The 23,250-nt window shown below is 57.4% G+C and carries 22 protein-coding genes; 17 read left to right on the plus strand and 5 right to left on the minus strand.

Annotation, left to right across the window (positions count from 1 at the left end; all coding sequences use genetic code 11):
• The first annotated feature begins 141 nt into the window (after window positions 1–141).
• The 12 genes from F6Y09_RS20675 (at window position 142) to F6Y09_RS04570 (ending at window position 12,674) form a co-directional block, all read left to right on the plus strand.
• The gene (locus tag F6Y09_RS20675) at window positions 142–1,239 is read left to right on the plus strand and encodes a M17 family metallopeptidase (RefSeq protein WP_152205695.1); all 1,098 of its coding nucleotides are present in this window, start codon (window positions 142–144) and stop codon (window positions 1,237–1,239) included.
• The gene (locus tag F6Y09_RS20680) at window positions 1,193–1,699 is read left to right on the plus strand and encodes a M17 family metallopeptidase (protein WP_179959301.1); all 507 of its coding nucleotides are present in this window, start codon (window positions 1,193–1,195) and stop codon (window positions 1,697–1,699) included. Before F6Y09_RS20675 ends, F6Y09_RS20680 begins: the two co-directional genes overlap by 47 nt.
• Entirely contained in the window at window positions 1,696–3,663 is a 1,968-nt protein-coding gene (locus F6Y09_RS04525; RefSeq protein WP_152205697.1) for a hypothetical protein, read from the plus strand. The genes F6Y09_RS20680 and F6Y09_RS04525 overlap by 4 nt, the downstream gene beginning before the upstream one ends.
• 42 nt (window positions 3,664–3,705) lie before the next feature.
• Window positions 3,706–3,891 carry a S4 domain-containing protein gene (locus F6Y09_RS04530; protein WP_152205698.1) on the plus strand — a complete coding sequence of 62 codons (186 nt, stop codon included), beginning with the start codon at window positions 3,706–3,708 and terminating at the stop codon, window positions 3,889–3,891.
• Window positions 3,892–4,185: 294 nt separating this feature from the next.
• Window positions 4,186–4,902, plus strand: a complete 717-nt coding sequence (locus F6Y09_RS04535) for a GntR family transcriptional regulator (RefSeq protein ID WP_152205699.1) — start codon at window positions 4,186–4,188, stop codon at window positions 4,900–4,902.
• Window positions 4,903–4,945: 43 nt separating this feature from the next.
• Window positions 4,946–6,160 (plus strand): CaiB/BaiF CoA transferase family protein, encoded by a 1,215-nt coding sequence (locus F6Y09_RS04540; RefSeq protein ID WP_152205700.1) that lies wholly within the window; start codon window positions 4,946–4,948, stop codon window positions 6,158–6,160.
• A 14-nt stretch (window positions 6,161–6,174) separates the two neighbouring features.
• A complete protein-coding gene (locus F6Y09_RS04545) occupies window positions 6,175–7,464 on the plus strand; it encodes a TRAP transporter large permease (protein ID WP_152205701.1) in 1,290 nt (429 codons plus the stop codon).
• A gap of 54 nt (window positions 7,465–7,518) precedes the next feature.
• Window positions 7,519–8,565 (plus strand): TRAP transporter substrate-binding protein, encoded by a 1,047-nt coding sequence (locus tag F6Y09_RS04550; protein ID WP_152205702.1) that lies wholly within the window; start codon window positions 7,519–7,521, stop codon window positions 8,563–8,565.
• Between the two features lie 12 nt (window positions 8,566–8,577).
• On the plus strand, window positions 8,578–9,099 hold the full coding sequence (locus F6Y09_RS04555) for a TRAP transporter small permease (protein WP_152205703.1): 522 nt from the start codon (window positions 8,578–8,580) through the stop codon (window positions 9,097–9,099).
• Window positions 9,092–11,035 carry an aconitate hydratase gene (locus F6Y09_RS04560; protein ID WP_152205704.1) on the plus strand — a complete coding sequence of 648 codons (1,944 nt, stop codon included), beginning with the start codon at window positions 9,092–9,094 and terminating at the stop codon, window positions 11,033–11,035. The genes F6Y09_RS04555 and F6Y09_RS04560 overlap by 8 nt, the downstream gene beginning before the upstream one ends.
• A complete protein-coding gene (locus tag F6Y09_RS04565; protein ID WP_152205705.1) occupies window positions 11,032–11,970 on the plus strand; it encodes a hydroxymethylglutaryl-CoA lyase in 939 nt (312 codons plus the stop codon). Before F6Y09_RS04560 ends, F6Y09_RS04565 begins: the two co-directional genes overlap by 4 nt.
• 77 nt (window positions 11,971–12,047) lie before the next feature.
• Window positions 12,048–12,674, plus strand: coding sequence for a glutathione S-transferase family protein (locus F6Y09_RS04570; protein WP_179959334.1), 627 nt, complete (start codon window positions 12,048–12,050; stop codon window positions 12,672–12,674).
• A gap of 70 nt (window positions 12,675–12,744) precedes the next feature.
• Here the strand turns inward: F6Y09_RS04570 and F6Y09_RS04575 are convergent, their stop codons facing one another.
• Together F6Y09_RS04575 and F6Y09_RS04580 are read right to left on the minus strand one after the other, a co-directional pair.
• The gene (locus tag F6Y09_RS04575) at window positions 12,745–13,299 is read right to left on the minus strand and encodes a gamma-glutamylcyclotransferase (protein WP_152205707.1); all 555 of its coding nucleotides are present in this window, start codon (window positions 13,297–13,299) and stop codon (window positions 12,745–12,747) included.
• A gap of 36 nt (window positions 13,300–13,335) precedes the next feature.
• Window positions 13,336–14,448, minus strand: coding sequence for an NADH:flavin oxidoreductase (locus F6Y09_RS04580; RefSeq protein ID WP_152205708.1), 1,113 nt, complete (start codon window positions 14,446–14,448; stop codon window positions 13,336–13,338).
• Window positions 14,449–14,553: 105 nt separating this feature from the next.
• Between F6Y09_RS04580 and F6Y09_RS04585 the strand changes: the two genes are divergently transcribed.
• Together F6Y09_RS04585 and F6Y09_RS04590 are read left to right on the plus strand one after the other, a co-directional pair.
• A complete protein-coding gene (locus F6Y09_RS04585; protein ID WP_152205709.1) occupies window positions 14,554–15,033 on the plus strand; it encodes a winged helix-turn-helix transcriptional regulator in 480 nt (159 codons plus the stop codon).
• A 157-nt stretch (window positions 15,034–15,190) separates the two neighbouring features.
• Complete coding sequence (locus tag F6Y09_RS04590; protein WP_152205710.1) at window positions 15,191–15,892, plus strand: OmpW/AlkL family protein; 702 nt, start codon at window positions 15,191–15,193, stop codon at window positions 15,890–15,892.
• 114 nt (window positions 15,893–16,006) lie between these two features.
• On the opposite strand, the gene F6Y09_RS04595 is transcribed toward F6Y09_RS04590, so the two are convergent.
• Complete coding sequence (locus tag F6Y09_RS04595) at window positions 16,007–17,305, minus strand: DEAD/DEAH box helicase (protein ID WP_152205711.1); 1,299 nt, start codon at window positions 17,303–17,305, stop codon at window positions 16,007–16,009.
• A 583-nt stretch (window positions 17,306–17,888) separates the two neighbouring features.
• Here F6Y09_RS04595 and F6Y09_RS04600 point away from each other — a divergent pair.
• From F6Y09_RS04600 to mltF, 3 genes are all read left to right on the plus strand, one after another.
• Entirely contained in the window at window positions 17,889–18,950 is a 1,062-nt protein-coding gene (locus tag F6Y09_RS04600) for a Glu/Leu/Phe/Val family dehydrogenase (RefSeq protein WP_152205712.1), read from the plus strand.
• A gap of 75 nt (window positions 18,951–19,025) precedes the next feature.
• Entirely contained in the window at window positions 19,026–20,435 is a 1,410-nt protein-coding gene (locus tag F6Y09_RS04605) for a sodium-dependent transporter (RefSeq protein WP_152205713.1), read from the plus strand.
• Window positions 20,436–20,556: 121 nt separating this feature from the next.
• Window positions 20,557–21,951, plus strand: coding sequence for a membrane-bound lytic murein transglycosylase MltF (mltF, locus tag F6Y09_RS04610; protein WP_246180298.1), 1,395 nt, complete (start codon window positions 20,557–20,559; stop codon window positions 21,949–21,951).
• A gap of 11 nt (window positions 21,952–21,962) precedes the next feature.
• Here mltF and F6Y09_RS04615 read toward each other — a convergent pair whose 3' ends face one another.
• Window positions 21,963–22,172 carry a hypothetical protein gene (locus F6Y09_RS04615; protein WP_152205714.1) on the minus strand — a complete coding sequence of 70 codons (210 nt, stop codon included), beginning with the start codon at window positions 22,170–22,172 and terminating at the stop codon, window positions 21,963–21,965.
• Window positions 22,173–22,206: 34 nt separating this feature from the next.
• Window positions 22,207–23,211, minus strand: a complete 1,005-nt coding sequence (locus F6Y09_RS04620; protein WP_152205715.1) for a CobW family GTP-binding protein — start codon at window positions 23,209–23,211, stop codon at window positions 22,207–22,209.
• Window positions 23,212–23,250 lie beyond the last annotated feature (39 nt).

The raw sequence follows: 23,250 nt of genomic DNA on the forward strand, positions 1-23,250 counted from the left end.
CAATCTGATACTAATGCAGCTTTACCAGCGGTTCGATAAAGAACAGTGTATGCGACAGAGTCCGAAAATGACGAGGGTCTGATGTTATTTCTGACGACCGCCATAATTCTCTGAGCAAGGGCGCTATAGGTGTATTACGCTATGAACAACACCGTATTACAGAGTCACCTTACGTTATGCTGCGAGCTCTGGGCCGAACATTCGCCACCCCGTTTTTCTGAGGTCTACACCATGAAGCCAACGCTGCCACTCCCGGCATTCCCGACAATTATGCTTCAGACAACGACCCTGACCTCGGCCTCCTGGGAATCCGATGACGCCTGCGGACTGGTGCTGTTGTTGCCGGAAGGCAACCGGGATGCCGTTGAGAAAACACCCTGGGCCGACGCGCTGCGCCTGCGTATGGATGCATTTCCGGAGAAGACCAACCCGGTGCTCACCACCACTCCCAATGGTCTGCGTACCGCCATCGGTTTCATTGGTGAGGGCGTTGCCAGCTTCAAATTACTGACCCTGGCGCGCAAGCTGGTTGACCCACTGCTGACTGAACGACCACGCCAGATCAAAGTGGTTTCCCTGCTGGATGACAGCGTTGCCGCCCGGGCCATGGCGCAAGCCCTGGTAGCCGCAGTGCATGCCGCCGTATTCCGCCTGCCGAAAATCACCGGCAAACCGGAAGATCTTTCCACTCTGCAAACGGTCAGCTTTGTGGGTGACTATGCCGGGGCGGAGTTCAACCATGCGCTGGCCACCGCCGAGGGCAACAATCTGGCCCGTTGGTTGACGCAATTACCAGGCAACTACCTGACTCCGGCCCTGTATCGCAACTACGCCGAGACACTGGTGAAGCAGGAAGGCTGGGACGCTGACTTTATCGACCTGAAGCGGCTGGAGAAACTGGGCGCAGGGGCCTTTTTATCGGTCACCGAGGCCAGCCCCAACCGCGATGCGGGCGTGCTGCACCTGAGCTATCGGCCCAAAGGTTCAAAAGGGCCGGCACTGGCTCTGGTGGGCAAAGGCATCTGTTTCGATACTGGCGGCACCAACCTCAAAGTCGGTGACGGCATGCTGGGCATGCACGGTGACATGCAAGGCAGTGCGGTCGCGCTCGGCACCTTTCTGGCGCTCACCCGCCTGGGCTTCAAGCAGCTGCTGGCTGGCGCTGGCAGAAAACCACATTGGCCCGAACGCGGTGAAGTGCAACGACGTCATCACTGCACTGAATGGCACTACCATTGAACTGATCAATACCGATGCCGAGGGCCGCATGGTACTGGCCGATACCCTGGCCCTCGCCAGCCGTGAGAAGCCCGTGGCCATTCTCGATTACGCCACCCTGGCCGGTGCCATGACCAACCGGCGCGACTGGATTGAGCCCATCATCCAGGCCGGTGAGCAATGCGGTGAGCGGGTCTGGCCGATGCCTTACGAGGATGACTACGATGAAGATCCGGAATCCCAGGTGGCCGATACCCTGCAATGCCGCACCCAGGGCGTAGGGGATCACCTTTATGCGGCACGCTTCCTGGGTCGCTTCGTCGGCGAAGGCATTGGCTGGGTTCATGTCGATATGGCCTCTTCCGGCACCCACAAAGGCGGCCCGGCCCAGATTCCGACCGATGTGCAGGGCTTTGGCGTGCGCTTCGGCGTTGAGTGGTTCAGCACCATGGTCACAGCAAAAGGAGACGCGACGTCATGAACACCGAATACCCGGCCACCAGCACCCAGGCGGCAATTGCTGCGTTTGATGCCACACTGGCGCGTTTTGCCGAGGCCCGAAAAGCTGACCCGAAAGCCTCCAGTGCCGAGGTACTGGAGTCGGCCAGGGTGGTCATGACCACGCCCGAAGGCCTGGACGCCCTCTATGAACGGGTCGCGGCAGTGGAAACCGCCGGGGTCTTCGCTGGCCGGGACTGGGCGCAACCGGCTATCCTGCAGCCCGGCCTGGCGGTGCGCTCGTTGCGCCAAAGCAACGCCGAAATCACGGTCATCGAAGCACTCAGTGAAATCCGCATGCTGGCGATTGCCTCCCGCGATTACTTTCACCCCGGGATCGCCACCCAACGCGCTCGTAATTTCCTGACCCAGGTCATGGCACTGAACCTGGATCTGCTTTCCGGTCAAATGAGCGAAGCCGACCGCGAACGCCCGCAGGAACTGGGCGCAATAGTACAGTCTCTGTACCAGTTTTTGCTCGCACATCTCGGTTACGAGAGCATTCTTGCCAGCCTTGTGGGCGAGGTCAAGCGCCTTTTGGCACAGCGGCCGATCCAGACCGACAGCATCAAGAAAATGATCAGCCAGATCGCCAAGTGTCTGTTCGATCCCGAACTTGATACCGCCGGTAGCGAGGACGCCGCACGCCTGGTCAAGGCCTTGTTCGGGCCCACCAGGGGCTGTCGGGAAGATCCCGGTCTGGCGGTTTACAACGAGCGTCTCGCCACCATGGATGAGGCCACGCTCGAGGACGAAGCTACCGACTTTGCCAACGCCATGGGCGAGACCGGGCTGGTTTCGGCTTATCACCCAGCCTTTTTGCGTTTTATCCGCAACCGCCGGGACGATCTGATTCCCGTTGCCCTGGGGCTGAGCACCACCGGTATTGACGCCCTGCAGTGTTACAGTCAACTGGTCTACCGACTGATTGACGACGCCATCTTTCCGGAAACCAGTCAGGCCGCTTATGGTCTGGCCATGCTGCTGGAGCGGGGCACACTCTTTCACCCACCGGTTGCGGCCGGGCTGTGGCGGCAGATTGAATTGAAACTGTCGCCAGAATCCGAGGAACTACTGACCTCGGTGTTCGGTGAGGAACAGCCACCGAGGGTCTTCCTCCTGGCGGGGATACTGAGTATTCTTGGCCTGCCTCTGGGGGTTGGCCAGGGCAACAACCCGACCTGTCAATCGGTCATCGGGCTCTCGATGTGGGCCGATAACGACGCCGACTATCTGCTACAGCTGGTGGCCTGGGCCGCCCGCGACAACGAAATTCTGACCCGGTTTGAGGGTGAGCGGATATCGTCCAAGGGACTTGAGCACGGCCTTGCAAAAGAACTGCCGCTGGATGTGGATGTCGTCTCGCTGATGCTGGTGCCCCACCTTGACCGCCTCTATGTGGAAATGGGCCGCCTCTGCGGTGAACGCGACGATGATTTACATCGCTGGATCAATCCGGAATTCTATGGCTGGTGGGTAGGCCATGGTTTCCGGGTAGTGACCGATATCCACACCGGCAAGCTTGATGACTATGAGGGCTTCATCCGCCAGTTCTATGCCAGTTATCACCCCTATTACAACGGTCACATGCCAGTGATCCACCCACAGCCGGCGGGCATCGCCTCGACCGACAGCGGCGGCCGCTATGTCGGCCGGCACGCCATTACCATTTTGCGGGTAGCCCTGGATGCTCACGCCCAGATGCGGGTTTATTTCTTCAATCCCAACAACGACGGTGGTCAGGACTGGGGCCAGGGCATCGTCTGCGCCATTCAGGGCAATGACGAACTCAACGGTGAAGCGTCCCTGCCCATTGCCGAGTTTGCCTCACGAATGTACGTGTATCACTACGACCCGCTGGAGCTGGGTGATACCGCTGCAGTACCCGACGAGGAAGTCGCGCGTGTGATGGAACTCGGCCGCACGAGTTGGGCGACGGATCTGTGACAAGGTACCGGATGCACATCACTCAACAGGAAACCTAGCCTAATGCGACTCGATTATTTTATTGCCAACACCGCCAACCAGTCCCGCAAGGAAGCCCGCCGCACCATTATGGCCGGGCGTGTCACCATCGACGGCACGGTCTGCAAAAAAGCCGGAACCCCGGTGACAGGACAAGAGACAATTCGGTTTGATGACCTCGTCATGAGCCTACCCGGAGACGGAGATTGAGAGCAACCATCGTTACTTCCGGAACTACAACCCGAATCGGCTCCACCAGAGCCTTAATGACCAGATAACGCACTCTGACACGCCGGGCATTTCATCATACAAAGATCCATAAACCAGTGGTAAAACAAAGGCCAGCCCGAGCCATTCGACATTGTGTTCACCCACCATCACACAATGCCTGTTCTATATTTGTTGAAATAAACGTTATTGCATGCAACATTAGGTTCAGGCGACCACAAAACACCGCCTACGAGCTTAAATTTCAGATATTGCATACAATCTTGGAGAACAACGGTGGCCGAGAGCAAGAGCCGGGTTAGTACCTCAGTTCCGAGAACGGCCAAAACGGAAGTTCACGACGCCATCAAGCAGCGTATTCTCAACTCGGTTTATCTGTCTCATGAATTCATCCGGGAAGCACGGGTAGCCGAGGAACTGGAAGTCAGCAGGACGCCTGTCCGTGAGGCATTCAGGGAGTTGATTTCCGAAGGTTGGCTGGAGGCCATTCCACACCAGGGCGCCAGGGTGACGGCGTGGACTGAAAGAGACGCCCGTGAGGTGTTTGAAATCCGATTGGTATTGGAGCCGATGGCCGTTGCTTTGGCGTGTCTCAGAATAGATAAGGCTCGCCTCGACTATCTAAAGTCTCTGGCCAATCAAATGGAAACGCTGACTAAACAAGTCGAAACCAATACTGAGGCCCGCAATAGCATTGCTGCACTCAATCACGAATTTCACAAAGAGTTGATTGCCGGTAGCGACAATCATCGCTTGATGGCTGCGCTGGAAAACATCGTGCGGACGTCGGTAATCAGAAGAAATTTCACAAACTACCATCCAGAACATCTCCAACGCAGTATGCGCCACCACCGGGAAATACTGGATGCCATTGAAGCCGGCAGCGTGAACTGGGCTGAAAGCATCATGCGTTCACACTTGCTCGCAGCACGTGATTTGCACGTCAACGTCTCTGACCCGGAGGCTCATCACCAGCCCGCTGCGCGCACTTGAATATTTAACTAAAATATAATTAAATCAAGGGAAAACAATTATAATGTCCCTAAGTAAACTTGCTCCAACCACGCCGTTAAACGATCTCAAGGTACTCGAACTTGGGCAACTCATAGCAGGGCCTTACTGTGGCCAGATTTTGGCCGATTTCGGTGCCCAGGTGATCAAGATCGAGCCTCCCGGCAAGGGCGACGCCATGCGCCAGTGGGGTGAAGCCGACGCAGATGGCGAGCCCGTATGGTGGAACGTCATCGGTCGAAACAAGCAGTCCGTGACTCTGGATCTTCGCGATCCGCAAGGTCAGGAAATACTGCGCAATCTGGCCACTCAGGCCGACATTCTGATCGAAAATTTTCGTCCCGGCACAATGGAGCGCTGGGGGTTGGGCTACGACATCCTGTCCAGTAACAACCCAGGATTAATTATGGTTCGGGTCACCGGATTTGGTCAGGACGGGCCCTATTCTAACCGTGCCGGTTTCGCTTCTGTGTGCGAGGCCATGGGTGGTTTACGCTACATCAGTGGTTATCCCGACCGGCCGCCGGTTCGGGTGGGCATTTCGATCGGAGATACGCTGGCCGGAATCCATGGTGCAATCGGCGCACTGGTGGCCCTTCATCAACGGGAAAAATCAGGCGCAGGCCAGATTGTCGACAGTGCCATCTTCGAGTCTGTCCTGGGGATGATGGAAAGTCTGGTACCTGAGTACGATCGGGCCGGCAAGATCCGTGAGCGAAACGGCAGTTCTCTGCCCGGTATCGCGCCTTCCAATGCCTATCCGGCCAGAGATAATCGTGATGTGATCATCGGCGCCAACCAGGACAGTGTTTTCCGCCGTTTGTGTGAGGCCATGGGTCAGCCGACGCTTGCGGATCACCCGGACTATGCAACCCATCGGGCAAGGGGAACAAACCAGCAGGCGATTGACGATGCCGTAGCGGCCTGGACACGTCAGCATGATGCCCAGGAAATCGTGGACAGGCTCGCGGAAGCAGGCGTGCCGGCGGGACTCATCTTTCGCGCTCCCGACATGTTGGCTGATCCCCATTTCAAGGCCCGGGAATCCATCGTCATGGTGCCAGACCGCAAAGGCAAACCGCTGCCCATGCAGAACGTGTTTCCCCGCCTGACCCAAACGCCAGGCACCATTCGGCACACCGGGCCCCAGCTTGGAGAGCACACCGACGCGATCTTGAAAGACTGGCTTGATATGGACGACGCGCAGCTGGATACGCTGCGCAGTTCGTCCATCATCTGAGCAGGAGAGCACCATTGGAACCCATTCTCGTTTTGATCGCTTTAGTTGCCATGATTGCCTTTGGTTTTCCCATATTTCTGGCGCTTGGACTGTCTGGCCTATTCGGGCTTTACATGGCGCAGGGCAGCCTGGCTTTTTTCTTCGCGCCCTCCTCTTTGTTTGGGCAACTCAACAGCTTTGAGCTGATTGCACTGCCGTTGTTCATTCTGATGGGCAGTATTCTCGGTGCAACACCGGTCGGGTCGAGTCTTTTCCAGGTTGCCGTGCGCTGGCTAAACTGGCTCAAGGGCAGTCTTGCCATATCATCTGTCGGCGCATCGGCCATGTTCGGCGCCGTATCCGGTGTCAGCCTGGCTGGCGTAGCGGCTGTTGGTTCAATTGCCGTGCCTCACATGATAGAGCGTGGTTACAGTCGCTCGCTGGCCGCCGGTTCGGTTGTCAGTGCCGGCGCCTTGGCGATGCTGATTCCGCCGAGCGTCCCCTTTATTATCTATGGGTCCGTATCGGGTGTGTCAGTGGCAGATCTGTTCATTGGCGGTATCGTTCCCGGCGTGGTCCTGGCGCTGGCGCTCTGCCTTTATATTTGGGTACGGGTGCATTTAAATCCTGAAGAAGCGCCGTTCTCCACCCAAACCTTTACCTGGAAAGAGCGTTTCCAGAGCCTCGGTAGCATCTGGCATTCGGTACTACTCGTTATTGCCGTTCTGGGCTCTATTTACGCCGGCATCGCCACGCCCAGCGAGGCCGCCGGTATCGGTGCGCTGGGCGCCCTCCTGATTGCCACGGTGATATTTCGGTCACTTAGCTGGAGCAAATTTCTCGCCATTATTGCTGAGACAGCGCGTATCAGCGGTGTCATTCTACTCATTATCGGGTGTGCGAAGATTTTCGGCGATTACCTCAACTTCGTGCGCGTGCCACAGATACTGTCTGAAATGCTCACTGCCAGCCCATTGCCCGCCTGGGCAATTCTGGTCGTAATTATGTTGTTATTGGTGCTGTTGGGCATGATGGTGGATGCCGTGTCACTCATTGTGGTCACCACCCCCGTCCTGCTACCACTGATCATTGCACTTGGTTACGACCCGCTGTGGTTTGGCATCGTGCTGGTGCTCAACCTGGAAATTGCAGTGGTGACACCACCCGTCGGGCTTAATCTGTATGCCCTGCGCGGGGTGTGCCCGGAGCTCTCGATCGAAGAAATCATTCGTGCTGCGCTGCCCTTTGTGGCGGTACAGTTCGTCGTACTGATGTTATTTGTTTTGTTCCCAGGTATCAGCCTCTGGTTGCCAGGGCTCTTGTAGCCTTGGCGTTTCACTCACTAACACCATTACAACAAAAATCAAAGGAAAAATACCATGCCAATGACACGTCGAGCATTACTGAAGAACACCACTCTGGCGTCTGCCAGCTTCGCGCTAATAGGCGGCCAGAGTCTGTTTGCCGGTCGCGCCTCAGCAGCCACGAAGCTCACTGGGGCGTATTATATTCCACCTTCCTACGAAGCCCTGAGTTACGGTTCCAACGGATTTATTGACTACCTCAAAAACCAGGGAGGCGATGCCCTAAACGTCGATTTCTACCACTCCGGCCAGCTTGTGAAGGCCGATGAGCAACTGCCCGCGTTGCGTGCCGGCGCCATTGATTTCATGTTTCATACCACATCGTACATTACCCGTTCTCTGCCGATTCTGGGCATCACCGGCCTGCCCGGAGTGGTTGACGAGCTCTATCGCAACCCGGAGCGCCTCGCCAAGGGCAGCCCTCTCATGACATTGATCAATGCGGAATTGGCCAAGGACAATATCTACATGCTCACTTCCGGTGGCGGAATTCTTCAGCCTGAATACATCTGGAGCACAGCGGCCAGCCCGATTCGCTCACTCGACGGTGTGCGCGGCAAGAAAATCCGTATCGTCAGTTTCGAAGCCACGACAGCACTGAAGCCCTTCAACATTGCCGCCGTGCGTATTTCATCGTCGGAAACCTACATGGCGCTGCAGCGCGGCACCATTGATGCGGCAGTGGCAAATATTTCAACCGTCTATGGGCGCAGCCTGCAGGAACAACTGAAAGTGTGCTACGAGCTGCCCATGACCGCCTACACAGTGGCCCCGTTCATGCTCCGCTCGCGCTGGGACGCCCTTGAGGGCGACGTCAGGCAAGCTCTTGAAGGCGCAGCACAGTGGTACGAAGAGAACTTCGCCAGCTACTGTAATGAAGAGATCTACCCGAACAAATACTGGCCTGCCGTCAAAGAGGCCGGAGTAGAAGTTGTCCTGCCCAGCGACGAAGATCTCGCGACTTACCGGGAAAGCAGCCAGACGGTATGGGAAGAGTGGAAGGAGCAGGTCGGCAAGGAGGTCGGCGAAAAAGCCATCGCACTTGCTCTCGGTCAAGTCTGAGGAGTGATTTTGATGACCAAGTTGGCAATGCAAAGTTGGGACGGCCTTCTGGCTGTCCTGCGCTGGACCATGATCGTGGTGCTGATTTTCATGATGCTGACCATCTGCTATGACGTGGTTATGCGCTATGTGTTTGTGCAACCGACAAGCTGGAGTCTGGAAATCAACTCGTTCCTGCTGGTCTATCTGGCGGTCATCGGTGCAGGCGAGGCTCAGCGCCATGATTCCCACATCCGCATCACGTTCTTCACCCAACGCCTTCCAAGGCGTGGGCAAGATCTGGTCAGAATAGTCACCGGAGCGCTTGGCTTGTTGTTCTGCTCAATCATGGTCTGGCGCGGTAGCCTGATGGCCCACGACGCCTGGTCATATGGCGAACGGGTATCAAGCGCCTTTGGCACGCTCATGGTCTATCCCTACGCGCTCATTCCCATCGGTTTTGGCGCGCTTGGGTTGCAATTTCTGATCGATATTCTGTGTGCAGGGTACGATCTATTCCGTCCAACAAACCGGGAGGACACAACCCATGCCTGATTCATTGAGCCATAAGTTAATTGCGGCGCACTTGGTGAGTGGCAAGATGACGCCGGGTAGCGAGATTGCGCTCACAATGGACCAGGCGCTGCTGCAGGACGTACTGGGTACGCTGGTCATGTTGGAACTCGATGCAATGGGCATCGAGCGAGTACATACATCGCCCAGTGTTCAGTACATTGACCACACCCTGACCCAACAGGACAACTTCAACGCCGACGCCCACCTGTTCCTGAAGAGCGCATGCGAGCGTTTAGGCATCTGGTACAGCGGTCCGGGTAATGGCATCAGCCACCCGGTGCACATGGAACGCTTTGGCAAGCCTGGTGACAGTCTGGTGGGGTGTGACAGCCACACGACCTCAGCGGGAGCCCTGGGTATGTTGGCCATTGGCGCCGGCGGTATTGAAGTAGCCATGGCGATGGCCGGTGAACCCCTGTTTTTAGCGATGCCTCACATCGTCGGGGTGCGCCTGACCGGAGAGCTTCCGGACTGGGTCAGTGCCAAGGATGTGGTATTGGAGCTGCTACGCCGCCACGGGGTGGCGGGAGCAAAAAACTGCATCCTCGAGTATTACGGCCCCGGGCTGGCGGCACTGGATACCATGGACCGCCATGTGCTGGCCAATATGGGCACAGAGATGGGAGCCACAACCAGCGTGTTTCCCAGTGATGACGTCACCCTTGAGTTCATGCGAGCCCGGGGCCGCGCATCCGAATGGCAGGCGTTAGCAGCAGATCCGGGCTGTCAGTACGACCGGGACGAACACATTGATCTGACCCGACTGGAACCCCTGATTGCCCTGCCCTCCAGCCCGGACAAGGTTGTGCCTGTCAGTGAAGTGGCCGGAGAGCCGGTCTACCAAGCGTATATCGGTTCATCGGGAAACCCTGGGTATCGCGACTTTGCGGTCGTTGCGGACATTGTCCGGGATCGTACGATCTCACCCAATGTGTCGCTGGACATCAACCCATCCACTCGGCAGGTTCTGTCGGCGCTGATTGACAAAGGCCACCTGGCCACCTTGATCAAAGCCGGGGCGCGTCTTCACCAACCCGGTTGCAATGGTTGTATCGGAATGGGCCAGGCCCCCGCAACGGGCCGTAACAGCCTGCGCACTGTGCCGCGCAACTTTCCCGGCCGCTCGGGCACCCTGGAGGACGCGGTGTTCCTGTGCAGCCCCGAGACCGCCGCCGCCTCAGCATTGTACGGTGTAATTACCGATCCGCGCACCCTGGGGCAGACCTACCTGCGTCCGACCGAACCTGAAAACATGAAGCCTGACGACCACATGTTTTTGCCGCCATTGGCGCCCGACAAGGCACGCCACGTCAAACTACTGGCAACCGACAACACCCCCCCGCTGGCTGTGCTCAGGCCTTTACCGGAGTCCATATCCGCGCCGGTACTGCTGAAGGTTGGCGACAACATCTCTACCGATGACATCATGCCCGCAGGTGCGCGTGTGCTCCCGATCTGGAGCAACATAGAGGCCTCATCGGAACACACATTTGAAGCGGTGGATCCAGGTTACACCACCCGGGCGCGCAATCAGGGGGAAGCTGGCCACATTATCGTTGCCGGTGACAACTACGGTCAGGGCTCAAGCCGTGAAAACGCGGCTCTCGTGCCCCGGTCTCTGGGACTGCAGGTGGTCATTGCCAAGAGCATTGCCCGCATACACTGGCAGAATCTGCCCTGCTTCGGTGTCTTGCCTTTGACCCTGGACAATCCAAAAGACCTGGACCAACTGCAGCAGGGCGACGTGATTCGGATTGACCATCTTCGTGACCAACTGGCCGCTGGCACCCGCATCACGGCCATCGTCAATGACCACCAGACAATTACCTTGAAACATGAGCTAAGTACCCGCCAGCAAGCTATTTTTTCAGCCGGTGGCGTTATCAACTGGCTCTCGCGGAGAACCGGATCATGAACACCATCCTCCACCCCCCCACGGCAGTCGATCTCGTTGAAGTCGCCCCTCGGGATGGCTTTCAATCGATCCACGAATTATTGCCCACAGCCGACAAGATCCGATGCATTCAGGCACTGATTGACGCCGGCATTACCCGCATTGAAATTGGCTCATTTGTCAGTCCCAAAGCCATCCCCCAGATGGCAGATATTGGCGACATCGTAGCGGCATTTCAGGAACATACCGGCATGCGTTTCTCGGCGCTTGTCCCCAATCTCAAGGGTGCCGACCGGGCTCTGGCGAAGGGCATCAAGGAACTTGTTTTTGTGGTCTCGGTGTCGGAGTCCCATAACCAGAGCAATGTGCGCCAGAGTGTGGACAGTTCACTGGAGGGCCTGAAAGCAATCGCCGAGCGGCTCAGGCGCGAAAAAGAGTCTGTGGGTCTGAGGCTCGATTTAGCTACCTGCTTTGATTGTCCCTATGAGGGCGAGATCCAGTGGCAACAGGTAGATGCGGTGCTGGGTAAAGCTCGGGATATCTGCCAGGGTATCGAACTGGAAGTGGGCCTTTGTGACACCACGGGCCGCGCCACACCCTATCAGGTCGCAAACCACTTCACCCGCCTGCGGGAACGCCATGACAGCGCCGCCCTGAAATGGGCCTTCCACGGCCATGATACCTTTGGAATGGGTGTCGCCAATGCCCTGTTCGCGATCCAGCATGGCGCAACCACCCTGGATGCCTCCGCCGCAGGTTTGGGTGGCTGCCCGTTTGCTCCCGGAGCGACCGGAAACACCGCTACCGAAGATCTGATCTATGCCCTGCAAGGGGGCCATATCGATACCGGGGTGAATTTGCCACGGCTTCTGGTGGCAGCCGACGCCATCGCTGCCCTGCCGGGGGGCCAAACGGCCAGCCACCTGCGCAATGTTCCACGCGAACGGGTGAGCTAACCATTGCAGCGTCCGGCTACCGTTAACCCGAGTAGCCAATACTTCCATAACCGGGCACCGGGCCGAGGATGATGACTATGCCAACACTGTGGGGACGCACTACCTCCAGCAACGTCCAGAAGGTTATGTGGTTGTGCGCTGAGATGGCACTTGATGTGGAGCGTATCGATATTGGCGGCAAGTTCGGCAACACCGATACCGCGGCCTTCAGGGCAAAAAACCCCAATGGCCTGATACCGGTTTTTGAAGACGAGGCGCTGGTGTTATGGGAATCCAATGCCATTTTGCGCTATTTGGCGGTGAGCCGTGCCAATCAGGCCTTTTATCCCGCTGAGCCAACCACCCGGGGTCTGATTGATCAATGGATGGATTGGCAGTTGGGAACACTCTGGCCCTGCATGAGGCCGTACTTCATCAGCCTGGCACGAACACCGGAAAAAGAGCGCGACCATACCGCCACCGACGCCGCACGGGACAAAACATTCGCGTTATGGTCAATACTGGAAGATTCACTGGTCTCATCTGACTGGATCGTTGGCCGGGCGCCTAGCCTGGCAGATATTGCTCTGGGCCCTTTTCTGCATCGCTGGTTCACACTCAACCCAGCGGCCCTACACCAACAACCCCGACTTCAGGCGCTCTACCACCGATTTTCAGAACGGCCCACCTACCAGCAACACGTCATCGCGCAGCCGTTCCGCTAATCAACGTGGATTCAGGCCCGTGCCGCTAGAGTTGGGTGATACCCATGCCGGGCCGGACAAACGGGTCAATTCAGCGCAGATAACTCTCAAGCGCAAACACATGGGGGTCATCATCGCCCAGTGTTCGCAACGCAGTGGCGAGTTTCAGCAAATAATCGCTGTTGCGACCGCTGGGGCCCTGGGCGTTAGAGATCTGGTTGGCAATTTCAGCGTCCTCGGCCGGGCCGAGGAAGGCAGCGTTGTCTTCGGTGGCGATATACACCAGGCCGTCTTCGCGGGTGCCATCAGTAAATATCATCGGGGTGACAAATCGCAGGTAGCCATTTTTTTCCCGCACATCCAGGTGTGAAAAGACGTCAGGGGAAACCCGGTAAGCCATGCCCTTACAGCAAGTAGCAGGCGACTCTATCAGGGTAACCACGCGTCCCGGGGACTCGAGGGTGCCGCGGTGGTCATGGGAGCCCTGCCAGAACCGACGAGCCCAACCTTCAATGCTCGCCGGGCGTTGCTCCAGGAACGGGAAATCGACCTTGTAGATCAGTGAGCCGTAGCCAAACAGCCACACCGACTCTACCCCATCAAAGCAGTAGCGCCGGCGATTGTGTTCCGTGGTATCAAAAGACATGGTGCTGGTCGGTTTCCTCTACACCCGGATTTGATATCAATATAACTTGGTCAGCGCCTTCTTGGCGAATGCTTCGACGTCTGCAATCCGGCCTTCCTTCACCTTGACCAGCCATTGGGGGTCCTGAAGCAAGGCGCGGCCGACGGCAATCAGTTCAAACTCGTGGTTGTTCATGCGTTCCACCAGTTCGTCGATTCCTGACTGCTCCACCGCTTCCTTCTTGCTGGCAAAGGTGCCGCTGATGAAGTCTTCGGTCAGACCAACACTGCCCACAGACATCGTCGGCTTGCCGGACAGTTTCTGGGTCCAACCAGCAAGGTTCAGATCGGAACCCTCAAATTCCGGTTCCCAGAAGCGACGGGTCGAAGCGTGGAAGATGTCTACACCTGCTTCAACCAACGGTGTGAGGAACTGCTCCAGCTCCTCCGGTGTGCTGACCAGTTTCGCTTCGTAGTCCTGCTGTTTCCATTGGGAGAATCTCAGCATAATCGGAAAATCCGGGCCCACGCGATGGCGAATGGCTTCGATAATTTCGATCACAAAGCGCTGACGATTGGCCATGTTGCCGCCGTACTCGTCGGTGCGCTGGTTGGTACCTTCCCAGAAAAACTGATCGAGCAGGTAACCGTGGGCCCCGTGGATCTCCACACCATCAAAACCGAGGGCCTGGGCATCCTGGGCCGCGTCTGCAAAGGCCTTGACCACATCGGCGATGTCGTCCAGCGTCATGGCCTTGCCATTCGGCTTACCGGGGGCAAACAGGCCGGATGGGCTGAAACCCGGCACACCGGGGTCTGGCTCGATGCCTTCCTTGCGAACGGCGCCTACGTGCCACAACTGCGGGAAAATAGCGCCGCCGGCCTCATGAACCGCATCCACGACTTTCTTCCAACCCCCCAGGGCCTCATCGCCATGGAACGCCGGTACGTCGGGATAGCCATTGGCGCCGGGATGATTGACCGTAGTGCCTTCGGTAATCAGCAGGCCCACACCACCTTCGGCGCGACGGCGATAGTAATCCACCACGTTATCCCCTGGCACATTGCCCGGTGAAAAATTGCGGGTCATCGGAGCCATGGCCACACGATTACGGAGTTTCAGGGAGTTGTCTTCAAAAGGCTGGAATAACGGACCGAGGTTCATGGTCATGGGGGAGGCTCCTTAAATGAGTAGCAACCTTGCTAGTTTGGTTTCTTAAAGCAACCATATTGAATCTGGTTTTAAAATGCAACCCTATTAGGTACACTCGATTTCATGGCCAGAAAACGTTTTGATGACTCCAACTGCTCCGTCGCCCGCGCCCTCAATGAAGTGGGGGACTGGTGGTCGCTGCTGATTGTGCTGCAGGCGATGTACGGCAGCCGCCGGTTTGTCGACTTTCAGCAGGAACTCGGTATTGCCCGGAATATCCTGTGTGACCGTCTTGCCCGTCTGGTGGATAACCAGGTCCTGCGCAAGGTCGAGGTGGGCGAACACGGCTCACGCCAGGAATACCGCCTGACTGAAAAGGGCCGGGATTTGTTCCCGGTCGTCATTGCATTGCGCCAATGGGGCGACAAGTGGAACCCCTCCCCTGAGGGCGCCCCATTAAACCTGAGAGACCGCGAAACGGGTCAAGCCATCCGGCCCATGACCGTGCAAACCGAGGGCGGCAAAGAGCTTACAGTGCGGGATGTATGCATGCCTGAAGAAGTCACTGACGAATCCTCCAAAGCTGGCGAAAAGATCGGCTAAGCCCCTGCCCCAGCAGGCTTTCTTCCCTGCAATTGAGCTATATCAAATTTCCCGCGAATGGTCGTCCGGACCCGTGTCCATTCTTGCGCTAAATCAACTCGTGATTGTCACAGCCGCTTAACCTGAGTTCATCCACTTTCTGGCTAAGGAAACCGTGATGTTCCCAAGAAGACTCTGTCTGCTGGCTGTCGCCACCAGTTTTTTGAACGCCCCTGTGATTCACGCTTATGAAGCGGGAGACCTGATCCTGCGTGCAGGCGTCGCCGTGGTTGACCCGCAGGATTCCAGCGGTAACGTTCGGGTTGGTGCTACCGAACTGGCGGGCTGGAAGGTCGATGTGGACTCCAACCGTCAGCTTGGTCTCACGGCCAGCTACCTTGTTACCGACCACTTCGGTGTTGGGCTCCTGGCGGCAACGCCGTTCAAACACAACATCAGTGGCGATGGCAGCGCCCTGTCAGGGGCGGGCAAGCTGGCCGAAACCAAACACCTGCCACCGACCCTCACTCTGCAGTATTTCCCTCTGGCCAGCGGCAGCCAGGTTCAGCCCTATATAGGTGTCGGGGTGAATTACACCGTGTTCTTTGAGGAAAAGACCACCCCGACTTTGACCAACGCCCTGGGCGCGGACCGCACCACCATTGAACTGGATGACAGTGTTGGCGTTGCGGGCGAGCTCGGTGTTGACGTCGCCCTGGATGACCACTTCGGCTTTAACGCCGCAATCTGGTGGCTCGATATAGACACGGAAGCCACGATCAAGGCATACGACGGCGCAGACAATCTTGCAGCGACTGGCAAGGTCGACGTTGATATTGACCCTCTGGTCTATATGCTGGGCTTCACCTACCGCTTCTGACCTTTCCCGGGCAACCCGGAAACCGCACGTAAAAAAACCGCCATCATCGCTGAGGGCGGTTTTTTCATGGCGCGAACTCTAGAACAGCACTAAAAATGCTGGCTCAAGCCCGGTTCAGGCAGTTTCACGACGAACAGAGGGCCGCCGTGACTGCGGGTTATTGCCACTCCCGGCACCCCGGCCACCACCTACGCCCGCACTGCGGCCACGACTCTGACCACCGCCATTACCGCTACGTCCGCCATTGGGACGGGGACCGGATTTTGGCACTGCGGACATCTTGCCGCTGGGCTCGAAGCCTTCAATGGTCTTGCGCGGAATATCCTTCTTGATCAACCGCTCGATTCCTGCCAGCAATTTGATCTCATCGGCGCTGACCAGAGACAGCGCGTGACCACTTTCACCCGCCCGACCGGTACGGCCGATACGGTGCACGTAGTCTTCCGGCACGTTCGGCAGCTCGAAGTTAACCACTTGCGGCAGTTGTTTGATGTCGAGACCACGGGCAGCAATATCCGTTGCAACCAGAACCCGAACCGAACCCTGCTTGAACTCATGCAACGCACGGGTCCGGGCACCCTGGGATTTGTTCCCGTGGATCGCGGCGGCCGTGATGCCGTCTTTTTCCAGCTTCTGGGTCAGGCGGTTGGCGCCGTGCTTGGTACGGGTAAAGACCAGTACCTGCTGCCAGTCATTGTGCTTGACCAGCTGGCTCAGCAGTGCAGATTTCTGGCTCTGGTCGACCGGGTAAACAGTCTGATCAACATTGTCAGCAGTGGCGTTGCGAGTCGCCACTTCAATCTGGACCGGATTGGTCAACATACCTTCCGCCAGCTTGCGGATATCGCCGGAGAAGGTCGCGGAAAACATCAGGTTCTGACGCTTGGCTGGCAGCAGGGCCAGGATCTTCCGGATGTCACGGATAAAGCCCATGTCCAGCATGCGGTCAGCTTCGTCCAGTACCAGGGTCTCGACGCCGTCAAATCGCACAGCACCCTGCTGGTATAGATCCATCAGACGTCCTGGCGTTGCCACCAGGATGTCAACACCACGACGGAGCTTGGCGATCTGGGGGTTAATTTTTACACCACCGAATACCACCGCAGAGGAGGTCGGCATGTACTTGCTGTAAAGCTCGACACTGGCAGCAACCTGTGCGGCCAGTTCGCGAGTCGGCGTGAGGATCAGAGCACGAATACCCTTACCCTGACGCGGCGTTTCTGCCAGCCGCTGCAATAAAGGCAGCGTAAAGCCAGCGGTTTTGCCGGTACCCGTCTGAGCCGCAGCCATCACATCCTGACCGGACAAAACAGCCGGAATGGCCTGGGCCTGGATGGGTGAAGGGGTGTCATAACCCTGGTCTGCAGTTGCACGTACCAGCTTCTCGGACAAACCGAGTGAAGAAAAATCCATAAGTTAAATCTCTTGCGGTTCTTGCCCACCGTAATGCGGGGAAGACCGTGAACTAGTCATCGAATGTATAACGACTACGGCCGCGCGATACTGCTGGCGCCGTCCTCTGAAAGGTCGTATCGGATGGGGTTCGCCTTAAAAAGACGAAATCCTTCGAGGTAGGAAGGCGCGCATCATAACAGACGCCCTGTGAAATAACGAATGGGAAAACCCCTATGCCGCGCAGAAAGGACCGGCAGATAGCACGGATAGAAAACAAGAGCCGGGAATAAAGGATGACAGAGCGGTAGTTTACTTTTTAACCATTGACGTTAACGTCAACCCCTTCTATCCTTCATCTGTCAGGCCTCAAAAAGGCATCGACAATTCGAAATCTGTCCATCGGCTTACCCGCCGGGGCGCCAAAAACAAAACGACCGCGAACGCCGTGATCCGGCAGAGTGGGAGAGGATTTCAGCATGTTATTACTCAGTATGTCCGCGAGAGCAGGCTACATTAGCCGGTTGCCCGCATCAGTTATAAAGTTTCCCGACGCACCTGTTCGCTTTGCTGCCCCCGACATGACCAAAAGGGAGTGCCAGCTATGACGGTTTTCACCCATCCCGAATTCGATAATCACGAACACCTGTCTTTTTACTGCGACCCCGATACCGGCCTGCGCGCCATTATTGCCGTGCACAACACCTCCCGGGGCCCCGCCCTGGGCGGCTGCAGAATGTTTCCCTACGCCAGCGATGAAGAAGCCTTGCGTGATGCTCTCAGACTGTCCCGCGGCATGACTTACAAATCCGCTCTGGCTGGTCTGAACCTGGGGGGTGGCAAGTCGGTCATCATTGGGGACCCCCGCGAACACAAAAGTGAAGCCCTGCTGGAAGCCATGGGCCGCTTCATTAATCAACTGGGCGGCTTGTACATCGCAGCGGAAGATTCCGGCACCAGCGTGGCAGACCTTAAAGTGATGGGGCGTCAAACCGCCCATGTGGCCGGTATCGCCGAGCGTTTGGGCTTTGATGGCAGACCGTCCACTGGCGACCCTTCACCTGCCACCGCCTATGGCACTTTCGTTGGCCTGCAGGCAGCGGTTCGGCACAAGCTCGGCCGCAGTGATCTGGAAGGCGTGAAAGTGGCCATACAGGGCATCGGCAATGTCGGGTACCGTTTGGCCCGACACCTGAAAGAAGCCGGCGCGAAATTATGGGTTTATGACCTCCATCAGGACCAGATGGAGCGCGCCGTCGATGAATTGGGGGCAACGGCTGCCAGCGCCGACGAGATCCTCAACCTGCCGGTGGATGTGGTAGCACCGTGCGCGATGGGTGCGGTATTGAACGATGACTCTATCTGCCGTCTGCAAGCCCCGATTGTTGCCGGTGCGGCCAACAATCAACTGGCAAGTCCGCGGCACGATAACGCGCTGTGGAACCGAGGCATTCTCTACGCTCCGGACTTTGTTATTAATGCCGGCGGCATCATTGATGTCTATTACGAGCGCCAGGGGCCCGACCCTCAGGCCGTCCGCCGCCATGTCGAAGCCATTGGTAACACACTGGATGAAATTTTTGCCCGCTCCGCTAACGAAGGTCTACCCACCGGGGTAATCGCGAATCAGCTGGCCGAAGAGCGCTTCAAGCACACAGCCCGGTAGCCCGGACCCAACCGGTCACCAGGTCCCCGGCGGCCTGTCTGCCCTGAAAACAAAAACAGCACTCAGGAGAAAGCAATGAACACTTCGTCTTCCGCCAATGCCAAAGGCGCCAACAATCAGGACAGCGCCAAACGAGGCATGTGGTCCTCTCGCCTGGCGTTTATCCTTGCAGCCACCGGCTCTGCGGTCGGACTCGGCAATATCTGGAAGTTCCCCTACATCACCGGTGAGAATGGCGGCGGCGCCTTTGTTCTGGTTTACCTGCTGTGTATCGCGGCCGTGGGCCTGCCGATCATGATGGCGGAAGTTCTGATTGGTCGCAGGGGCGGCCACAGTCCGGTTAAAAGTGTCCGGCTGATTACCGAACATGACCGCGCTAATCCGGCCTGGCGCTGGATGGCCGCCGTTGCCGTATTGGCAGCTTTTCTCATTCTATCGTTCTATTCGGTGATTGGCGGGTGGGCTATGTCCTATGTGGGAACCGCTGCCACCGGACAACTGGCAGGTCAGTCCGCCGACCAAATCGGTGCCATCTTTACCGACTTGCTGGGCAGCCCCGTCAGCCTGCTGTTGTGGCATACGGTGTTTATGGCGCTGGTTATGCTGGTGGTAGCAAAAGGGGTGCGATTCGGGATTGAACGGGCGGTTACAATCCTGATGCCAGCGCTGTTTGTGTTGTTACTGCTTTTGGTAGGCTACGCGATGACCACCGGTTTCTTCGGTCAGGCCGTCGCGTTCCTGTTCCAGCCGGATTTTTCCAAACTGACCACCGCCGGGGTACTGATTGCCCTTGGTCATGCCTTCTTTACGCTCAGCCTTGGTATGGCGATCATGATGGCCTATGGCTCCTACCTGCCAAAAAACGTTTCCATCGCCAAGACGTCCATAGCCGTATCGGTCATGGATACCGGTGTGGCCCTGCTGGCCGGGCTTGCCATCTTCCCGATTGTGTTTGCCAATGGTCTCGAGCCGGGTGCCGGACCCGGGCTGATTTTCCAGACCCTGCCGCTGGCCTTTGGCCAGATGCCCATGGGCAGCCTGTTCGGTACGCTGTTTTTTGTGCTGCTGGTGTTCGCCGCCTGGACCTCCGGCATCTCACTACTGGAACCGTTGGTGGAATGGCTGGAAGAACGCAAGGGCATGAACCGGATGGTCAGCACACTGAGCGCGGGCATCGCCTGTTGGGCGTTGGGGATTGCGTCCATTCTCTCCCTCAACCTGTGGTCAGGCTTTGCGCCGCTGGGCATGTTCAGCATGTTTGAGGGCAAGACCATTTTCGACCTGCTGGATTTCTTCACAGCTAATATTCTGCTGCCTCTGGGCGGGTTGCTGGTAGCGGTGTTTGCGGGCTGGATAATGAGCCGGGAAGCCCTGGAGCGGGAGCTGGCGATGTCACCAGGGGCGTTCTCGCTGTGGTATCGCGTTTTGCGCTATTTCGCCCCGGTTGCCGTAGCGGTGGTGTTTATCTATAACCTGATTGCATGACCAGACTGGCGTGGGCCTGCCGAATCCCGGCAGGCCCACCTGTCCCGACAAAATAAAAGTGAGACAGAATAGGCATTATTACGTAGTATTTGCAGAGTAATTACAGAAGGCTTTAACGCTTATGCGTCGATTGATCGTCAATACCGCTGTCAGTGCCTCGGTGTTAATGGCAGCAGGTTGCGGACAGGGCACCGAAGCGGCCGCATCTGACCAGTCGTCCGGGGAAATCCCGGCCAGGGAACAATTGGCACCCCCCCAGGAATCCGGCGTACTCCATGTCGCCACCCGTAACGGCTCCACTACCTATTATCTTGATCGCCACGAAAGCCCGATCGGGCCGGAACATAGCCTTGTCACCCAGTTCGCACAGAGTAAAGGCTGGGAAGTGAACTGGACCATGCACGATTCCACCGCCGAAGTACTCCAGGCGCTGAAAGATGGCAACACTCATCTTGCCGCTGCCGGCCTCACGCACTTACCTTCCCGGGATGAACAATTCGCCCGCGGACCCGCCCATACCGAAATTACGGAACAGCTGGTGTGCCACCGGGACATGCGGCCCATGCCCCGGTTACCGGAGAACATGGCGGACATAACCATCACCGTTACCGCTGAGTCAAGCTACGCCGAGACTCTTGCGGCACTCGCCAGCGAGCACGAAGGTATCGACTTTACGGAAGATGAAAGCCTTACCACCGAAATTCTGCTGTCAAAAGTGGCCGAGAAACAGCTCGACTGTACCGTCGCGGATTCCAATATCGTCCAGGTCATGCGCCGCCACTTTCCCCACCTTGAAGTCGCGATGAACATCACCAGCGGCAACAATCTGGGCTGGTATTTGCCCAAGGGCTCGGACAGCCTGGCGAATGACACGCGGGAATGGATGAACAGCCAGGCCGGTGATGACGCCATTGGGTACGTGCAGAATCATTTTTACGCCTATATTGGTGATTTCGATTTTGTCGATCTCCGGGCTCTGAACCGTCGCATTAATGATCGCCTGCCCAAATTCATTGAGCGCTTCTCCGAGGCAGAAACTGCCACCGGAATGCCCGCAGAGTTGCTTGCTGCGCTGGCATACCAGGAATCACACTGGGATCCGGCAGCGGTGTCGCCGACCGGGGTAAAGGGCATCATGATGCTGACCCGCAACACCGCTGAATCACTCGGGGTGATGAATCGCCTGGATCCGGCTGCCGCCATTGATGGTGGCGCCCGCTACCTGGCGGATAGGCACCGCCGCCTGCCGGATACCATTCCGGAACCAGACCGCACCTTTCTGGCCCTGGCCAGCTATAACATTGGGCGCGGCCATCTGCTGGACGCCCGCCAGCTGGCCCGGGACCTGGGCAAGAACCCGGATTCCTGGGAAGACATGAAGGAAGTGCTACCTCTGAAAGCGGACAAGCGTTATTACCCAAGCACCCGTTACGGTTATGCCCGGGGTTATGAGCCGGTACACTACGTGCAGCGAATCCGCAACTATCAGGATGTGATCGCGTCGGCGTTTGACTGAACACCAGGTAACTAATCAGAAGCCTTGCCGGATGCCTTCGGGAGGCTGTCCAGATAGTCCATTCGCTGTTTCTCGTAACAGAACTCCCGATCGGCGGTGTCCACGATCGTACTGCAATTGATTTTCCCCGGGCCATCGGTTGCGTCCGGAGAACCGTTCAAACTGCAGCCTGTCAGCACGAGCGCCACGGTCACACCACAAAATCCGGTTTTCAAAGTCACATCAGTTGCCTTTTTGTCAGAACAGTTTTCGGAATCAGCGACTGTGCGGCCGCCCCTTTGACGACACTATCAGCTGTTTCAATTGTTCGTTCAATTCTTCTGCCGGCAGAGCTTCCCGGCTAATGACCTCGAGCCTGGAGCTCGCTGCCGGCTCGGCACTGACGACCGAGAGCGCGCCTTCGGCAATGTTGATTGCCCGCCACCCCTCGTTGGTGTGAACGACCGCCTTGAATCTGAGAAAACGTCCGTCCAGCGCCAATACCAGTAAACGGCTCTCATTCAACTGCGTGTCGGCATGCACCCGCCAACCGACACTGGCATGGCCCTGCCCCCGGTTCGTCACCATTTGCCACGGCACGTCCTCCAGGGAAGGGGGCGCTGGCTTTTCTTCCTGATCAGCATGAAGGTGATGGGCATGAGGCGTGGTGACCTCATTCCGGTCGGTGTTTCCGTCCAGCCAGGCCGTATTCAGGCGGCCTTTCCGGGTATGGAACACCGCCCGCTTCCTGGGCGACAGCGCTTCGGACCAGCCATCAAAATGGGCCAGCTGGGCATCTGTGCAGAGGTCGGTCTTATTGGCCACCAGAATATCGGCAGCCGCGACCTGATCCCGGAACTGAACGTTCTCAAGCACCCGCGGCTCCTCAAGACGGCGAGGGTCCACCAGACAAAGCACCGGTCCGAGCGCCAAAACTTCCTGGTAGTGCTCGCTGGTCAGGGTTTCAATGATTTGCGACGGGTGCCCGAGGCCGGTGGGCTCAATCAGCAGGCGATCAGGCTGAGCTTTGTGAATCAACCGGTTAAGGCCGATTTTCATAGGCAGGCCTGCCACACAGCACATGCACCCGCCGGGCACCTCACGCACCACCGCGCCTTCCTGCTCCAGCAGAGCGCCATCAATACCGACCTCGCCGAACTCATTGACCAGTACGGCCCAGACCTCGCCCGCTGGTTTATGCTTCAACAGATCGATAATGGCCGTGGTTTTCCCCACGCCCAGAAAACCGAAGACCAGATTGGTAGGAATGGGTTGCTTCATCGGGGTCCTTTTCAAAATTAGGGGGCCAGTACTATACTT

It is taken from the genome of Marinobacter changyiensis, assembly GCF_009193265.1.
Lineage (GTDB): Bacteria > Pseudomonadota > Gammaproteobacteria > Pseudomonadales > Oleiphilaceae > Marinobacter > Marinobacter changyiensis.

Bases quoted from the DNA above. Each gene is read 5' to 3' on its own strand.
- F6Y09_RS20675 (WP_152205695.1), top strand. From the start codon at position 142: ATGAACAACACCGTATTACAGAGTCACCTTACGTTATGCTGCGAGCTC.
- F6Y09_RS04525 (WP_152205697.1), top strand. From the start codon at position 1,696: ATGAACACCGAATACCCGGCCACCAGCACCCAGGCGGCAATTGCTGCG.
- F6Y09_RS04530 (WP_152205698.1), top strand. From the start codon at position 3,706: ATGCGACTCGATTATTTTATTGCCAACACCGCCAACCAGTCCCGCAAG.
- F6Y09_RS04540 (WP_152205700.1), top strand. From the start codon at position 4,946: ATGTCCCTAAGTAAACTTGCTCCAACCACGCCGTTAAACGATCTCAAG.
- F6Y09_RS04550 (WP_152205702.1), top strand. From the start codon at position 7,519: ATGCCAATGACACGTCGAGCATTACTGAAGAACACCACTCTGGCGTCT.
- F6Y09_RS04555 (WP_152205703.1), top strand. From the start codon at position 8,578: ATGACCAAGTTGGCAATGCAAAGTTGGGACGGCCTTCTGGCTGTCCTG.
- F6Y09_RS04560 (WP_152205704.1), top strand. From the start codon at position 9,092: ATGCCTGATTCATTGAGCCATAAGTTAATTGCGGCGCACTTGGTGAGT.
- F6Y09_RS04565 (WP_152205705.1), top strand. From the start codon at position 11,032: ATGAACACCATCCTCCACCCCCCCACGGCAGTCGATCTCGTTGAAGTC.
- F6Y09_RS04570 (WP_179959334.1), top strand. From the start codon at position 12,048: ATGCCAACACTGTGGGGACGCACTACCTCCAGCAACGTCCAGAAGGTT.
- F6Y09_RS04575 (WP_152205707.1), bottom strand. From the start codon at position 13,299: ATGTCTTTTGATACCACGGAACACAATCGCCGGCGCTACTGCTTTGAT.
- F6Y09_RS04580 (WP_152205708.1), bottom strand. From the start codon at position 14,448: ATGACCATGAACCTCGGTCCGTTATTCCAGCCTTTTGAAGACAACTCC.
- F6Y09_RS04585 (WP_152205709.1), top strand. From the start codon at position 14,554: ATGGCCAGAAAACGTTTTGATGACTCCAACTGCTCCGTCGCCCGCGCC.
- F6Y09_RS04590 (WP_152205710.1), top strand. From the start codon at position 15,191: ATGTTCCCAAGAAGACTCTGTCTGCTGGCTGTCGCCACCAGTTTTTTG.
- F6Y09_RS04595 (WP_152205711.1), bottom strand. From the start codon at position 17,305: ATGGATTTTTCTTCACTCGGTTTGTCCGAGAAGCTGGTACGTGCAACT.
- F6Y09_RS04600 (WP_152205712.1), top strand. From the start codon at position 17,889: ATGACGGTTTTCACCCATCCCGAATTCGATAATCACGAACACCTGTCT.
- F6Y09_RS04605 (WP_152205713.1), top strand. From the start codon at position 19,026: ATGAACACTTCGTCTTCCGCCAATGCCAAAGGCGCCAACAATCAGGAC.
- mltF (WP_246180298.1), top strand. From the start codon at position 20,557: ATGCGTCGATTGATCGTCAATACCGCTGTCAGTGCCTCGGTGTTAATG.
- F6Y09_RS04620 (WP_152205715.1), bottom strand. From the start codon at position 23,211: ATGAAGCAACCCATTCCTACCAATCTGGTCTTCGGTTTTCTGGGCGTG.